Source organism: Amycolatopsis sp. NPDC005232 (assembly GCF_040607795.1).
Lineage (GTDB): Bacteria > Actinomycetota > Actinomycetes > Mycobacteriales > Pseudonocardiaceae > Amycolatopsis.
On the sequence record NZ_JBEXHL010000003.1, the window covers coordinates 132,531 to 148,238 of the forward strand.

The following is a 15,708-nucleotide window of genomic DNA, read 5'->3' on the forward strand; positions in this document are numbered from 1 at the left end:
GGCGCTACGCACGGTTCACGATCCGGACCGGCCCCAGCAGGCCCGCCGGCTTGAGCTCGGTGCCGGCGGCGATGTTCTTCAGCGGCGGTTGCACGTACGCGACCGGCGTGGCTCCGGGCTGCTGGTCGCCGACCAGCCGGTTGAACCAGCTGTTGGTGACCTTCACCTGCAGGGTGTTCCCGCCGCCGCGAAGCGCACCGGTGATGTCGAGCCGGTACGGGGCCCGCCACGCGATGCCCGCGTCCGCACCGTTGATCGTGACCTGGGCGATGTCGTGCACCTCCCCCAGATCGAGGATCACGCGACCACCGACCTTGGCCCAGTCCGCGGGCGCGTCGAACGTCGTCGAATACGTGGCAGTGCCGGAGAAGTACTTGATCCCCGGGTCGCTCTCCTGCGCGAAGGAGCGGAGGAACGCAAAGTTCGCCTTGGCGGGCGCGCCGCGATCGGCGGGGAAGTCGACCTGCCACGCGCCGGCGACCGCGCCGATCTGCCGATCCGCCGCCACCGCCACGGTCTTCGACCCGGGCTTGCCGTGCGAGACGACAAGGAAGATCGAGTCGGCGGGTCCGAGGTCGACGGTCAGCTGCGTGGCGCCGCTGGTGGCGTCGAACGTGATGGGCGCTGTCTGGCCCGATACCGGATCCCAGGTTTCCACCTCACTGCCCGCCGAACGCAGCGTCAGCGGAATCGTGGTGCGCACGTTGCGGCGGTTGACGACGAAGTAGATGTCCGCCGAGTCCGTGCGACGGTGCGTCAGCCACAGAGGTTCGTTGGCGGTCAAGGGATCCATGGCGTCGAGCCGGTACGTCCAGTCGGGCGTGACCCCGAGCTCGGCGAGCGCCTCGGCCGCGGTCACGCCGCTGAAAACACGACCAGCGCCGACAACGCGGTCACGCTGCTCTCCGTCCCCCCACAAACGCGTGGCCAGCTTCTGGAACTCCGCGTCGTTGTCCGCCAGGCTCGGCGACCCGAGCGGTTTCGGTCCGGCGATCGCCGCGCCGGCGTCCACGAACCCGGCGAGCTTGCGCAGCACCGCCAGCGTGATCCGCTGGGCATCGCCGCCGAGCTGCAGCAGCGCGTACGCCTGACCGGAGCGGGTGACGATCCGGCCGCCGCGCATCGACATCTCGTTCAGGATGACCGTGCCGTTGACAAGGTCGTAGTCGTACCCGATCGGCTGGTCGGTCTGCCGGAAGGTGCGGCCCCACACGCCGGTCGCGGGGGCTTCCTGCCCATAGAAGTACGCGACGTCGGCGACGTGCGTGCCCCGCGACAGCAGCCAGCTGCACCGCGATAGGTAGGTCGTCCACGGCTTCGCCACCTCGGCCCAGGTCTCCAGCCGGGTGAAGAACGACCCGATGCCGTTCAGCGTCACACCGGGACCGCGGTCGAGCGGCTGGTGCACCGAGGTGTGGATCATGAACCGGGTAGCGCCCTGGGCGAGCATTTCGTCGGCCAGCGGCTTGAGATCCTTCGGGGTGAAGCCCTGCGGCGTGAACGTGAACGCCTCGACCGCGGCCTGCGGCCGGCCGTAGATGTGCGCGACCGACGCGGCGCCCCGGGTGTCGACCCGATAGGTCTCGAACGACTGGTCCCCCGGCGCGAACGCCTCCCCCGACGCGCCCATCGGGAAGTCCGCGTACTGCCGTATCTCCAAGTCGTCGCCGAACCAGCCGCGTTTGTCCTCCTGCGCCTCGGCGTAGGTGCGCTGGATGCCGCGTTTGTGGGCTTCGGCCGGGATGACCTGATAGTGGTTCTGGGCCAGCAACTCGTTCAGCGTCCGCCGCCAGTCCCACAGGAACTTGTCCGCATCCGCAGCGCTGTCGACCGGCACGCCGGTGAGCACCGGCAGGTGCGGAGCGGGGTCGTAGCCGCGGCGCTTGCGGAACTCGTCCAGCAGCGATTCGGTCCAGTTCTGGTAACCCGCTTCGTAGCTGTCGTTGAGCAGGCCGGTAAGGCCCCGGCGGCCGAAGAGGTCCTTGCCGGCGGCGTCGGTGAGCATGTCGAGGTAGGTGTTGAGGTACTTGCGGACGCGGCCGGCGTCGAGCTTGTCGACCTCCAGACCGGTGGCCGCGGTCGACGCCGGGCCGTTCTGGTGACCGGTGAGGCTGTATCCGAGCCGGACCGCCACCCATGTACCCGCCGGCGCCCGCCAGTTCAGCGTCCCGTCCGGGGCCATCCGGCCAGTGAGGTCGACGACGTCGGATCGCCGGACCGCCACTGCGCCGCCCTGGGAAGGAGTGGCGACGTGGTAATAGTTCGCGGTCTGCCCGAACCCCGCCTTCACCTCGAACTCGTGCACGGTCGCGACCGTGCGAAGGATCAAGCTCGACAGAGCGATCGCAGCCGACGACGGTGCGGTGGAACTCTGCCCGAACACGACCTTGAAGTACTTCGCCGTGGTCTGCGGAACGAACAGCGTGCGCTGCACGCCGCTGTAGACGCCCTGCGCCAGCAGCGTCCACTGCCGGCCGTCGCGGCTGCTGTAGACCTGCGCCGACGGCCCGTATTCCACGACGTCGTTCCACCCGCTGAACGCGGCACCCGCGGCGATCGTGACCCCGGTGACCGTGGCCGGACGCTCGTATTCGAAGCGAACCCAGGTTCCGGCCGCTCCCGGCGCGGGGAGGTACTGGGCGTCGGCGACCGAAGCGTTCGACAGCTTGGCGACGTCCAGCGGGACACCCTGGTCGCCGTTCGACGTCGGGGTCGCCTTCGGGTCGGCCTGGAGCCCGCTGGCGTAGACCTTGGGCGCGAGAGCCGCTTGGTTCTGGGTTCCGTTCGGGACGCGGTAGGCGAACACGCGCGCGTCCCGGTAGAAGGCAGGCAGCGGAGCAGGGGTGGACGAGGCCGCCGCGGAATCCCCGAACTGGCCGGCAACCGCGGGCGGTTGTGGCAGCTTCACCTGGCCCTGCCCGCCCGAGACCCACGTCTCGGTCCACACGTACTTCTTCATCGCGTCTTCGGCCGTCACCCAGGGTCCGCCGGTCTCCGACCACCCCGGTGAACAAGCGACGTCGGCCTCCAGGCCCAGCCGGTCCGCCTGCTGCATCGCGTAGCGGAAAGCCGACTTCCAGCCGTCGGACATGTACGGCAACGGATTCGGCACGACCACGGGCACCCGGCCCGCGCCGTCGAAGTTCACCATCCCGCCGATCCCGGCGCGTTTGAACCACTCCAGGTCGGCCTTGATGCCCTCCTGGGTGATGTTCTGGTTCATCCAGTGCCACCACACCCGGGGCAGGACTTCCGCGGGCGGCGTTCTGAACCCGCCGAGCACGTCCGAACCGTCCAGTGCCGAAGCGAGCCGGGGGCCGGCGAGACGCGCCGGCTCCGCTCCGCCCGCCTCAGCGGCGCCCAGTCCGGTCGCGGCTTCCAGCTCTCCGGCCGCTTCCGCCGCGGTGCCTGGCAACGCCGCGGCGCCCGCCGCGCCGAGCGCGACCACGGCAGCGCCACGCAGAAACCCTCGCCTGCTCGTTGACATCACTGTCCTCGTTTCCTCGAGCTGAAACGATTCATGCGAATCTAGACCTGACTGAGCGCCGCCGACAATCCTGCGAAAGTTCCGATTTTCGCTTGTACGCCAACAAGTACGCGTCGAAAACCGTGCGCTGGGCGCACGAAAACATCACCCCGCCGCCTGCCTGAGCAAAGCGGTATCGGGGTGTCGCGATGGTGCTGCCGCGCCTACAAACCCGGCCGCGGTGCGGCGTACCGCACACGAGGGGGCGCCGACCAGTCCCAGCAACCCGCGGGACGGGGAGGCGACCGGTGGAGGTCGGATCTATGACGCACAGCAGCTCCTCGGAGGCCGGCGGGGTACAGCCTGAGTTCGTCTATGAATCGTTTTACCTCACGGGAACGTTACGAGGGTTTCCCTTGGGGGACAAGAGCTTGTCCGGATTCGGTCAGCCGCAGTGTCGACCACGTTCAGACGAGGCCACGCCGAGCGGCCCACACCACAGCCTGGATGGGAGTGGCGAAACCGAGGCGATCACAGATCGAGCGCATCCGCCGGCGAACGGTGCGATCGGACAACTCCAGCCGGCGTGCGATGATGTCCAGTGGCAGCCCTTCGGCAAAGAGCGCAAGCAAGTCGAGCTCCTCGCGCTCGAGCGTGGCGTTCACCAGATCACCGCCCTCTGCCACTCCGCGACGACAACGTGCGAGGTCCCCGTCCGCCTGAGCCCGCCGACTGAGGCGTTCCGCTCGGATCCTGGCGCGTCATCGCGACCTCCGGATTGAAAGGTTTCACCAATCCTGGCGGTGTGACGCTACTATGGGCCCGCGAGCCCCGTCAACGAGTGCCAAGATCACGCGCGCAAGGCCGCACCGCCGAAGCAGATGCGACTTATGACGTTTCAATACCACCGGCACATGACCGGCGATCGACCGCCCGGCAGACATCGCACAATCTAGTCGAATCCCGACAAACCGCGGTCGTCGGCAAGCCGCCGCCTGGTCGAGTCCAGCGCGAACGTGACCGCTCCGACGACCTCGGCGCGCGTCCCCAAAGACGAGCGCAACAGCTGCAGGCCATCGGTGATCGCCGGCTGTGCGTACCGCCGCACGCTTTCCCCGACGGCGTTGACGAGCACGTCACCGGCGGCGCTGACCAGGCCACCGAGGACGACCGCCCCGGGATTGAGGCTCGCGCACAGGTCGGCGATCGCCCGGCCGAGTGTCCGCCCGGCGTCGGACACGATCCGGCAGGCCAGCGGTTCCCCGTCGCGCACGAGCTGAACGACCCCGTCGAGAGTCAGGTGTTCGCTGCGGGTCGGCTGCAGCAGCTCGATGATGCGCCGGCCCGAGGCGAGCGTGTCGAGGCAACCACGGCTGCCGCACCAGCACAGGGCACCGTCCTCGTCGACCAGGACGTGGCCGATCTCGCCGGCGATCCCGGCGGCGCCTTTGTAGAGCTTCCCGTTCAGAACGAGCCCTGCGCCGATGCCGCTGGACACCTTCACGTAGAGGACGTCGTCGATTCCGCTCGCGACGCCTTCCCACGCTTCGGCGAGCGCGCCGAGGTTGGCGTTGTTCTCGAGCCAGACCGGCATGCCGATGCGTTCTTCGAGTTCAGTCGCCGGGACCACGCCCGCCCAGTTGTTGAGGACGCGGCCGAGGGTGATGCTCCCGGTCGCGCGGTTGACCGGGGCGGGCAGCCCGACGACCACCTGCCGGACCACCTCCCGATCGATCCCCGCCTCGGCGGTCAGCTCGGTGACCAGCTTGGCGGCCGCGGACAACGACTCGGCGGCGAAGTCGTCGACCTGCATGAGCACTTGCTGCTCGGCGAGGATCCGGCCCGACAGGTCGGCCAGCGCGGCTCGGATGTGGGTCCGGCCGAAATCGACGCCGACCACCGCATCGGCAGTCTTGGCGAGCCGCAGGAGTCCGGGCGGCCTGCCGCTGTGCGAACCACGGGCGTCCGGATCGGGCACGTCCTCGACCACGGTGCCGTCGGCGACGAGATCGCTCACGACCGCCCACACCGACGTCCGCGATCGCCCGGTGACCTCGCGCAACCGGGCTCGGCTCATCGGACCGTAGCGGCTCAGCGCGTAGAGGACGTGGTCCCTCTGCGACGGGCTCGGTGCCGGGCCGGATGCCCGGGACGGTCCGTTGGTCACCTCTCCACCCCCATTGGCTTCCCCGATCTTCCAGCGTATCCGCGACGCGGATCGATTGGTCACGTGTTCGCCGTGGCGGCCGTCCGTTCGAAGACCCCTCGCGCTCGCGCCCACTGCTCGAACTCCGCGAGGTTGTCCACGGTGATCACCTGCGGCTGAAGTCGCCTCTGGTTTCCCTCGAGGCCCATCGGGGCGAAGCCCAGCAGCGTCAGTGCATCCGTGGTCCCGAGACGAGCGGCGAGCGCGATCGCGGCGGCCGCGTAGTAGCCGAAGTAGTACTCACGGATCCAGATGCTCGCGAAAACGGATCCGCGCCGGATCGCGGCAGCGGTCTCGGGCAGCATGTCGTTGCCGACGATCGCGACCTCGCCGGCCCGGCCCGCGTCTTCGACGGCCGCGGCCTGGACCGCGGCGTGGTAGCCGTAGACGCCGTAGCAACCGGCGACATCCGGGTACTCCGCCAGCAGCCTGCGGACGTTCGCGGCAGCGACGTCGATGTGTTCGCCGTCGTCGTCACCGCCGACCACCTCGATGCCGGCTTCGGCCATCGCCTCGCGGAACCCGCGCAGTTTCCCCGCCGCACCATGAGCGTTGGTAGAGCCGGTCTGCGCGAGAACACGCGCGCCGGCCGGCACCCGCTGTGCGAGCAAGCGACCGGCCTGACGGCCCAGCTCGACCGGCGTCGGCATGCCGACGTACAGCGCCCGCCCACAGCCGGGTGCGTCGAGGTCGAACGTCACGACCGGCACCCCGGCACCGGTCGCCTCGGCGACCACGGTGTCGAAGGCCGACTCGCGGGTCGCGACGAAAGCCAACCCGTCCACGCCTTTCGCGAGGTGGCGCCGCATCGCATCCACCTGGTCGTCGACCGATTCGTACGCTGGGGCCTCGAAGACCACATCGAGTCCCCAGCGTTCGGCGGCGTCGCGCCAGCCGGCGTTGACCATGTCCCAGTATGGTCCGCGGTTCTTCTCGATCACCGCGATCGTCAGCCTGCGGTTCCACCCGCCGGCTCGGTCAGGCGTATTCATAGCGCACCGCGGTCGATTCCACGTCGACACCGAGTGCCGACTCCGATCCGATCCCCAGGCCCGGAAGGTCGCTCACGTTCGCCACACCGTCGACGATCGTCACGCCGCCCGAGCTCACGATTTCCTGTTCGAACAGCGTGTGGCACGCGACGCCCGTGTAGAGCGGGTTGCGCGAAGCCACCGCGAGGTGGGCGACGGCCGTGTTCGCCACCTTCATCTCGTTGATCTCGTCGACGATGTAATCGACGTTGTGCGCCTCGGCGACCCGGATCATCTGCTGGCACTTCTGAACGCCGCCGACGCGGCTGATCTTGAGGCTGACGATGTCGGCGGCTTCGGACTCGATGACGCGGTTGAGGTCGGCCACGGTGCGGATGCCGTCGTCGGCCATCACGGGGAACCGGGTCGAGCGCCGGATCTTGGCCAGGCCGCTGAAGTCGTTGGCCAGCACCGGCTGCTCGAGGATGACCTTCTGGCGCAGCGGCACCTCCCTCTCCAGGACTTCGGCGATGAGGAGCGTCTGGTTCACTGACCACGCCTGGTTCGCGTCCAGGCTCAGCGTCGCGAGATCCCCGATCACCGGCAGCAAGGACCGGACGATGTCGAGGTCGTATTCGGTGTCGCCGCTCATCTTCTGCTTGAAGAACCGGTAGCCCTGCGACATCAGCCGGCCCATGTCGCTGGCGGTGTCCTCGTAAGTCGCCGGCGTGATGTGAGTGGGCACGCCGTCGTGCATCCGGCCGCCGAGGAGCTGGTACATCGGAATGCCGAGGATCTTGCCGGCCAGGTCGTGCAGCGCGATGTCGATGCCGGCCTTCGCCGCGACATTGCCTGCCGGCGAGTAACGGTCCATGAGGGTGTTCGCTTTGGTCAGCTGCAACGGATCGAGGCCGACAAGCCCCGGCTTGAGCAGGTTGATGCCACCCAGCGTCGACGGCGCAGTTTCACCGTAGAGCCCGGGGCAGTGGGCCGCTTCGCCGATGCCCACGACGCCTTCGTCCGTGTGGATCTGCACGATGACGTTGACCTGGGTCTCGTCCTTGACGTAGTACCGCTTGTCCTTCATGTACTCAGGCCGGTAGTCGGCGCGGACGGCGGTGCCGGTGATGTCGGTGATCTTCACGTGGTCCTCCCTGGACTTGCTGCTGGAGTTCGCCGGGTCCGCGATCAGGTGGTCGCGCGCCGGCGGGAAATCGAGTCGACGATCACTGCCGCGACCAGAACGGCACCGATCACCATGTACTGCAGATCGGACACGAGGTTGAGCAGGTACATGCCGTTGTAGATCGAACCGATCACCAGCCAGCCGATGACCGCGGACCACGCGCTGCCCCGGCCGCCGAACAGGCTGGTGCCGCCGATGACCGCCGCGGCGATCGAGTACAGCAGCAGCGTGCTTCCCCCGAGGTCCTGAGAGGCAGCACCGACGTAGGACGCGGACAGCACACCTCCCGCCGCGGCCATGGCGCCGGAAATGGCGAAGACGGACACGCGGATCCGGTCGACGTTGATGCCGGCGCGACGTGCCGCTTCAGCGTTCCCGCCGACGGCGCGCACGCGCTGGCCGTATCGGGTCTGGGTGATCAAAACCCAGAAGAAGACCGCGAGCACCAGGAAGATGATCAGCGCCAACGGAACACCGACCGCTCGGTTGAGCTCCCACACCACGACGAACAGCGCGACGGCGAGACCGACCACCTGGACCACCAGCAAGCCCAGCGGCGGTGCGCTCACCCCGGCGCGCACGTGCCGTCGCCTGCTGACCAGCCCCAGAGCCAGGAAGCACACCACCGCGACCGTGGCGAGCGCGTAGCCGGCCACCGGCGCGAGGCTGCGACCCTCCAGCTGGGAGATGGTGCCGCCGAAGGGGAACAGGATCGTGCCGGTCTTACCGAGGAACCGCAGTTGCAGACCGAGGAAGACCAGCAGACCGCCGAGTGTCACGATGAACGACGGGACGTTGAGCCGTGTTCGGATGAACCCTTGGAGGGCGCCGAGTACTCCCCCGGCCGCGACGGTCGCCACGATCCCCAGGATGGGGTTCCAGCCGTTGTTCTGGACGAGGACGGCGAGGATGGCCGCGCCGAGGCCGCAGATCGAGCCGATGGACAGGTCGACCTCGCCGATCAGCAGAACCATGACCACGCCCAGTGAAATCACGCCACCGTAGGAGATCTGGCGCGCCAGGTTGTGCACGTTGTCGTCGGAGAGGAACCGGTTGTTGACGAGCTGGAAGACGATCCAGATCAGGACGAGGCCGAGGTAGACCGACAGGCTTCCCACGTCGCCCTTGCGGATCTGCTTCGCCCTGGCGCGGACGAGCTCCCCCAGCGTCGGCGCGGCCTGATCGAGCGGTGCCGGCTCTGACGTTGCGGCAGTCGTCTCGGCTTGCGGGACGTCTTCGACTGTCCTTTCCGGACTCATGCGAGGTCACCTCCGGAGGTGATGCCGTGCAGCTCCCGGCCTGCGCCGAGATCCGCGGACGAGGTCAAGCCCGTGATCGCGGAGACCACCTGCTCGTGGGTGGCCTCCGAGGTGGAGAACTCCCCCGCGTTGCGGCCCAGCCGGAGCACGCAGATGCGATCGGCCACGGCGAACACGTCGGCGAGGTTGTGACTGATCACGACGACGCCGAGGCCGCGTGCCTTCAACCGCCTGAGCAGCTGGAGCACCTGCGCGGTCTGGGCCACTCCCAGGGCCGCCGTCGGTTCGTCCAGGAGCACGACCTTCGGATCGCCGAGGATCGCTCGGGCGATGGCGACGGCTTGCCGCTGCCCGCCCGAGAGGTCCTCGACCCGGGCCAGCACGTTCGGAATCCGAGCGCCGAGGCCGGCCAGCAGAGCTCGCGCCTGCTTTGCCATGTCGATCTTGTCGAGCAACCTGACGCTCCGGTACGGACCCGTCAACATCTGCTCCCGGCCGAGAAAGAGGTTGGCGACGACGTCGAGGTTGTCGCACAGAGCCAGATCCTGATAGACGGTCGCGATCCCGAGCTTGGCCGCGTCCTGCGGTGTCGCCACCGTCACGGGGTTGCCTTCGAAGGTGATCTGCCCGGAGTCCGCGGGCGACACCCCGGCGATCGCTTTGATCAGCGTGCTCTTGCCGGCCCCGTTGTCGCCGACCAGCGCGACGATCTCCCCCGCCCGCGCCTCGAACGCGACATCCTGCAGGGCGTGCACGGCACCGTAGGACTTCTCGGCGTGCGCCAGCGAAAGCAGGACCCTGCCCTGCCCGTTTTCGTGTTCCGTTGTCACAGCTGCTTCCTTCACCCTGTGATACCGGCCCGAGCACACGCGTCGGCCGCGCCGCCCCCGCACACCTCGGCCGACGTCGCGAACCCGTCGGCGATCACCGTCGACTTGATGTTGTCGACGGTGACGGCGATCGGCGGCAGCAGCTGCGTCGGCACTTCGTCGCCGGTCACGTTCTTCACCATCGGCGCGGGCGGCAGCGGCTTGCCGTGGGCGAGAAGGATCGCGATCTTGGCCGCAGCGTCCGTCTCGGCCTTGAGATTCTTGTACGTGGTCATGTACTGGGTACCGAGCACGATGCGCTGCAGACCCTCGTCGGTCGCGTCGAGACCCGTCACCGGTGGGATCGGCGAGATGTTCGCCTGCCGCATCGCGGTGACCGCCGCGCCGGCCAGTGTGTCGTTCGCCGCGTAGACGCCGACGATGTCGTGCGCACCGATCTTCGCGATCGCCTGCGTCATCTCCGTGGTGGCGTTGGTCGGCGACCACCCGTCGGTGTCGTACTCGGCGGCGATCTTGTACCCGGACTTGTCGAAGACCTCGTGCGCGCCCTGCTTGAAGAACGCTCCGGTCGTGTCCGGCGCGCCGTTGATCATGACGATGTTGCCGGAGCTGTGACCGGCCGCCTGCATCGCCTTGATCATGGCGTTCGCCTGGGTCTTGCCGACCTCGACGTTGTCGAACCCCGTGCGGTACGCCAGCGGGCCACCGGCCGTGCGGTCGTAGGCGACCGTCGGCACGCCCTTGGCCTTCGCCTCCTGCACGATCGCGGCGGAACTGTTCACGTTCGCTGCATCGAGCACGAGCACCTGCGCGCCCTGCGCCAGCGCCGACTCAGCTTGCTGCTGCTGCTTGTCCGCGGCGTTCGCGGCGTTGAAGTACAGCACCTTGCAGCTCGAATCCTGGGCCTTCACGGCATCGAGGAACAGCGGGTGATCTTTTGCCTCGTAGCGCGGCGTCGTGTTCTCCGGCAACAAGAACGCGATCGTGCACCCACCCTCGCTCGACCGAGACGGCTGCACCTCAGCGGCACACGCCGACGCGGCCATCACAACGGTCAACGCCGTCAACACCGTGGACAAGCAGGCTCTCTTCATTGACAGCTCCTCTGGCTGGCGCATGCTCTGCTAGGGGGAACCGCGCGTCGATTCGTGCACGGCCCTGCTCGCCGGACAGTTTCATCAGCCGAGGCCAGTTCTGTCAACTACCGAACAGAAATATGGGACCTCATCCGAGAATATTCGCCACTTCTGTTCAGATTGGACCATGAGTGAACAGAAGCAGCTAACTAGACGGTCGGCGAGATCCCCCTGATCACGCTCTCCGAGCGTGATCGACGGACCTGGGGACCAGATGACGTCGTCAATCTCAGGTCGCCCGCGTCGCACGTCTCAGGTCAACATCAGGTCGTGAACCACGACGATCGGATCGCCGCCGACGAGCTCATCGCGCAAATGAGCGAATCACAAGAAGCGCGCCAAAACTGATTACCCTGAACAAGATTTGCGCATTCAGGAAAAATCGACCCCTCCTGGCCTTTTTCACCACTGAGAGCATTGCCACCCCATTCCGAAAACATCACCGTATCCAAAAAGAAGGTCTTGGCCCGGAACTGCAGCACTGGAACACCACCAGCACCTGGAAGGACACCACGCCGGGCAAGCCGAAGGTTGTTCTGCATCGCGCAGGACCTCTTCGGCCGCCAGTTCGCCATCACCGGCAACCACGACATCGTCACCGTCGCCCCGAAACCGCCGACCCACCCCCATCGGCACCAGCCTCGAGCGCTGGGCCGCCCCTACCCGACGGAGTCCAGGTCCACCTCATCCCCGACCAACCACCCACCAGCACCGACGAGACCCGGCTCGCGTACGCCGAACTCGACGTGTTTGCCGACTACAACAGCTTCTTCGTCCACGCGAGGACCGCTGACCCGCACGGATGCAGCCAAGGCACGTACAGCTAACTGCCGTGCTCTCCGGCGATTGCCTGATACACCGGCCGAAGCAGCTCGGCGACGTCTTCACCGCCCACCGTGATCGCGAACGGCGGCGCCTTGTCTAGGAGCGCGTCGAACGACGTTCGCGGCCCGGGCAATGGCGCCGCGCCGCCCAGGCCCGGGGCCTGACCGCAGGCGAAGAAGGTGTCCATGACTTCGGTCAGGGCCGGAGACCTGTCGTCAGGATCGAGCGGCTCGGCGGAGATGAGCCGGTTCTTCAGCTCCTCGAGCAGCGTTTCGCGGTCCCGGCCGCGCAGAGCGAGGATGGTGAACGGATCGTCGCCGACCTGCGCCACGAGCGCGGAGAACACGGCGTTCAGGTGGCCGCACGGAACCTCGACGTCCGGGCAGGTGCAGTCCAGTGACACCTCCCGCGCCGACGACGGGAACAAGGGCAGCCGGAGAGCTTTGAATATCTGTTCGACCTCACGGGGCAGCTCGCCGCTGAGCAGCAGGACCGTGGCCGACGCTTTCGCCGCGAGGGCGTGGGTTATCGTCGCCCAGTCCGATTTCCCGAACGCCGTCAGTCCGATTCTCACCTGGTACGGGCGCGGCCGGCTGTCCTGCACCGTGGCGTCGACGCGCCCGGCACCGACCTCCAAGGACACGACGCGCCCCTGGCCGCGCGCGGGCAGGAGGACGCCGATCGCCGTCAACGCCCGGATGAACCGGGTCGGCCACCAAGGGAGTGGCTCAGTCATCGATCGCGTCCTCCCCCAGGGTGAGCACCCCGCGCAGCGCGTCCGTGGACAGTTCGGTGAGCCAGCTTTCGCCCTCGCCGACGACCATTCCCGCGAGCGCGCGCTTCTTCGTGATCAGGGCGTCGATGCGTTCCTCGATGGTGCCCGGGCAGACGAACTTTCGGACCTGGACGTTGCGTCCCTGCCCGATCCGGAACGCCCGGTCGGTGGCCTGGTTCTCCACGGCCGGGTTCCACCAGCGGTCCAGGTGCAGGACTTGGCTGGCGGCGGTCAGCGTGAGCCCGGAACCGCCGGCCTTGAGCGAGAGCAAGAGGATCCGCGGCCCGTCGTCGGACTGGAAGCGTTCCACGATCGCGTCTCGCGACCCTTTTGCCAGGCTGCCGTGCAAAAACGCGACTTCGGTGCCGAGCCGATCCGACAGATGGGGCACGAGCATGTGGCCGAATTCGGTGTACTGCGTGAAGCACAGCACTCGATCGCCCGACGCCAGGATCTCCGCCAGGATCTCTTCGAGACGGATGACCTTGCCGGAGCGATGTCCGATCGGGGAGCCGTCGTGCAGCAGGTGCGCGGGGTGGTTGCAGACCTGCTTGAGTTTCGTGATCGCGGCGAGGATGTTGCCACGGCGCTTGATGCCCTGACTGTTCTCGATCTTCTTCATCATCTCGTCGACGATCGCGCAGTACAGCGTGCCCTGTTCGCGGGTGAGCCGGTATTCCTGCCTGATTTCGATCTTTTCCGGGAGCTCGGGGACGATCGCGGGGTCCGTCTTCACCCGGCGCAGCAGGTACGGCTGCGTGAGCCGGCGCAGCGCGGCGGCCGTGGAGGTATCGCCCCGCCGCTCGATCGGGACCGCGAACCGCCGCCGGAACTCGAACCTGCTGCCGAGCAGCCCGGGGTTGAGCAGGTCCAGCACCGACCAAAGATCCGCCAGCCGGTTTTCCACCGGGGTGCCGGTCAGCGCGAGCCGGTGCCCGGCCGTGAACCGGCGCACCGCCTTGGCCGTCGCGGTGTCGGCGTTCTTGATGGCGTGCGCTTCGTCGAGCACCAGGCGTCGCCAGGCGAACGTCTCGAGTTCGTCGGCATCGCGGGCGGCGGTGGCGTAGGTCGTGACGACGAGGTCGGCCGCGGCGACCTGCTCGGCGAGCGCGTCCCCGTGTGCGCGGGCGCTGCCGTGGTGGGCGTGGACCCGGAGTCCGGGGGCGAAGTTCGCCGCCTCCCGCTGCCACATGCCGACCAGCGACATCGGGCACAGCACCAACGTCGGCCGGTGATCGTCTTCTGCCCGCTCGACGACCTCGAGGGCCAGCGTCTGGACGGTTTTGCCGAGGCCCATGTCATCGGCCAGGCACGCACCGAGCCCCAGCGCCGACATGAAAGCCAGCCAGGCGACACCCCTCTGCTGGTAGGGGCGGAGTGTCGCACGGAACGACGGCGGCAACTCGACCGGCGCCACGGCCTGGTGGACCCGCTCGGCCAGGACGTCCCCGACCCAGCCGTCCGCGCTGACTTCGGTGACCGGGAGTGGCGTCTCCTGCGCGAGGTGGACGAGCTCCAGCAGCTCGGCCGCGGTGGGTCGGTGGGTGTGCCGGTGCGGGTCGCGGCGCAGGAACTCGAGACCGGCGCGGAGCCGGTCGGCATCGACGCTGATCCACCTGCCCCGCAGCCGCACCAGCGGTGTCTTCGCCGCGACGAGCCTGGCCAGCTCGTCCTCGCCGATTTCGTCGTCGCCCACCGCGATCGACCAGTGGAACCCGGCCAGCTCGTCACGGCCCACCCGGCTGCGGGCGACGACTTGCTCGGAGGGCGTGCTGCGGACGGAGAGCCGTAGCCCGAGCCGGCGCCTGCCGTCCCAGGTGGCTGGAAGCTGCACTTCGAACCCGGCCTCGATCAGCCGGGTCGCGCCCGAGGTGAGGAACTGTTCGGCTTCCTCGACGGTCAGGTCGTACTCGGACGGCTGGGTCCTGTGCAATGCGGGCGCCAGCATCGGTTCCACCAGCGCGGCACGGCCCAGTTCGGCGGTCAACAGCCCCTGCGGATCCCTGACCAGCCCGTGCGCCCGGCCCGACCAGATCTGTTCCGCCGACAGCAGCAAGCTCGGATCGGCCGTCGCACGCAGGAGGAACTGCAGCTGCCACTTGGTGCCGTCGCCGGTCTGGTCGGCGGGATCGTCCTCGGCCGGCTGACCCAGTGTGCCGACTTCGGCCAGCCGGAAACACGCCCGGCCGTCGACGACGTCGGTATCGGCGACCTCGTCCCACCTCGCGACAGCGTCGGCCAGGACACCGAGCTCACCCAGCGGCAACTCGACGCGGGCAACGCCGCCCTGCAAAGCGGACAGCCACACCTCGGCCACGCCCCGGCCTCCGCGCAGGTCGACGGGCGGATCCGCCCGCGCCAGCCGGTCCCGGACCGCCGCGTCGACCAGGGCGTGGAGGGCATCGGTGACGAGCGCGCGGGGCGAGGCCCCGGTGAGCGGCGCGATCTGCTCGGCCCGCCCGACCGGCGGCATGGCCGCGACCAGTGCGTCGAACGCGACGAAATCCACGCCCTGGAGCACCGGGCGCCATCGGGCCTCCGCCGTATCGCCCTGGCGGACCAGCGTCGGCAGAACCCGCCCGCGACGCACCAGATCCGCAGCCAGGCGGGCCACCGCCCGCAGGTAGGTGACCGAAGAGCAGTACGAGGCCGAGTCGTCGAGGTCGTCCAGTTCGGTCGCGTCCACGATCAACGCCGGCACCGACCACGGCCGCAACGACGGCGCCGAGCCACGCCGCCGGACGCCCGCCGCCGTCTCGGAGGAAGCGAGCGGCCGGTTCGCCCGCGACGGCAGCAGCAACGTCACCGACGTGGGCTTTCCGGGATGCAGAGCGGTCAGCTTCGAGCTGGAGACCGCGAACGGATGCGGAAGCGCGATCTGCGCCGAACGGCTCGAGGTGCCGACCGGGCCTCGGTCGTGCTCCGCCCAGAGCAGCAGACCCCGGCCCGGAGACCACAGAGCGTGCACCAAGGGCAAGGTCTGTGGCTCCTTCGTCCGATTCCGGGCTCCCGTCAGATCGTCGCACGGCAGACGTAGAGGTCGTCGCCCGAGAC

At 68.4% G+C, this 15,708-nt stretch carries 11 protein-coding genes; all 11 read right to left on the minus strand.

The genetic code is table 11. The features are described from left to right. Positions 1 to 4: 4 nt before the first annotated feature. Positions 5 to 3,487, minus strand: a complete 3,483-nt coding sequence (locus tag ABZU76_RS07925) for a glycosyl hydrolase (RefSeq protein WP_354866235.1) — start codon at positions 3,485 to 3,487, stop codon at positions 5 to 7. A 446-nt stretch (positions 3,488 to 3,933) separates the two neighbouring features. Then, a complete protein-coding gene (locus ABZU76_RS07930) occupies positions 3,934 to 4,131 on the minus strand; it encodes a LuxR C-terminal-related transcriptional regulator (protein WP_285966270.1) in 198 nt (65 codons plus the stop codon). A gap of 287 nt (positions 4,132 to 4,418) precedes the next feature. Further along, the gene (locus ABZU76_RS07935) at positions 4,419 to 5,633 is read right to left on the minus strand and encodes an ROK family protein (protein WP_354866238.1); all 1,215 of its coding nucleotides are present in this window, start codon (positions 5,631 to 5,633) and stop codon (positions 4,419 to 4,421) included. 59 nt (positions 5,634 to 5,692) lie between these two features. Then, complete coding sequence (locus ABZU76_RS07940) at positions 5,693 to 6,664, minus strand: substrate-binding domain-containing protein (protein WP_354866240.1); 972 nt, start codon at positions 6,662 to 6,664, stop codon at positions 5,693 to 5,695. Continuing rightward, a complete protein-coding gene (locus ABZU76_RS07945; RefSeq protein ID WP_354866242.1) occupies positions 6,651 to 7,787 on the minus strand; it encodes an enolase C-terminal domain-like protein in 1,137 nt (378 codons plus the stop codon). Before ABZU76_RS07945 ends, ABZU76_RS07940 begins: the two co-directional genes overlap by 14 nt. A gap of 44 nt (positions 7,788 to 7,831) precedes the next feature. Beyond that, the gene (locus ABZU76_RS07950; RefSeq protein ID WP_354866243.1) at positions 7,832 to 9,088 is read right to left on the minus strand and encodes a hypothetical protein; all 1,257 of its coding nucleotides are present in this window, start codon (positions 9,086 to 9,088) and stop codon (positions 7,832 to 7,834) included. Further along, positions 9,085 to 9,918: an ATP-binding cassette domain-containing protein gene (locus tag ABZU76_RS07955; RefSeq protein ID WP_354866245.1), complete on the minus strand. Its 834-nt coding sequence runs from the start codon at positions 9,916 to 9,918 to the stop codon at positions 9,085 to 9,087. The genes ABZU76_RS07950 and ABZU76_RS07955 overlap by 4 nt, the downstream gene beginning before the upstream one ends. Positions 9,919 to 9,929: 11 nt before the next feature. After that, complete coding sequence (locus ABZU76_RS07960; protein ID WP_354866247.1) at positions 9,930 to 11,012, minus strand: substrate-binding domain-containing protein; 1,083 nt, start codon at positions 11,010 to 11,012, stop codon at positions 9,930 to 9,932. A 305-nt stretch (positions 11,013 to 11,317) separates the two neighbouring features. Next, on the minus strand, positions 11,318 to 11,596 hold the full coding sequence (locus tag ABZU76_RS07965) for a hypothetical protein (protein WP_354866249.1): 279 nt from the start codon (positions 11,594 to 11,596) through the stop codon (positions 11,318 to 11,320). A 281-nt stretch (positions 11,597 to 11,877) separates the two neighbouring features. After that, positions 11,878 to 12,570 (minus strand): hypothetical protein, encoded by a 693-nt coding sequence (locus tag ABZU76_RS07970; RefSeq protein WP_354866251.1) that lies wholly within the window; start codon positions 12,568 to 12,570, stop codon positions 11,878 to 11,880. Between the two features lie 37 nt (positions 12,571 to 12,607). Continuing rightward, positions 12,608 to 15,631 (minus strand): DEAD/DEAH box helicase, encoded by a 3,024-nt coding sequence (locus ABZU76_RS07975; protein ID WP_354866253.1) that lies wholly within the window; start codon positions 15,629 to 15,631, stop codon positions 12,608 to 12,610. Between the last annotated feature and the right edge of the window lie 77 nt (positions 15,632 to 15,708).

What these genes read in the sequence shown, in the direction of transcription:
- ABZU76_RS07925 (WP_354866235.1), bottom strand. Translation starts at nt 3,487, where the DNA reads ATGTCAACGAGCAGGCGAGGGTTTCTGCGTGGCGCTGCCGTGGTCGCG.
- ABZU76_RS07940 (WP_354866240.1), bottom strand. Translation starts at nt 6,664, where the DNA reads ATGAATACGCCTGACCGAGCCGGCGGGTGGAACCGCAGGCTGACGATC.
- ABZU76_RS07950 (WP_354866243.1), bottom strand. Translation starts at nt 9,088, where the DNA reads ATGAGTCCGGAAAGGACAGTCGAAGACGTCCCGCAAGCCGAGACGACT.
- ABZU76_RS07960 (WP_354866247.1), bottom strand. Translation starts at nt 11,012, where the DNA reads ATGAAGAGAGCCTGCTTGTCCACGGTGTTGACGGCGTTGACCGTTGTG.
- ABZU76_RS07965 (WP_354866249.1), bottom strand. Translation starts at nt 11,596, where the DNA reads ATGCAGAACAACCTTCGGCTTGCCCGGCGTGGTGTCCTTCCAGGTGCT.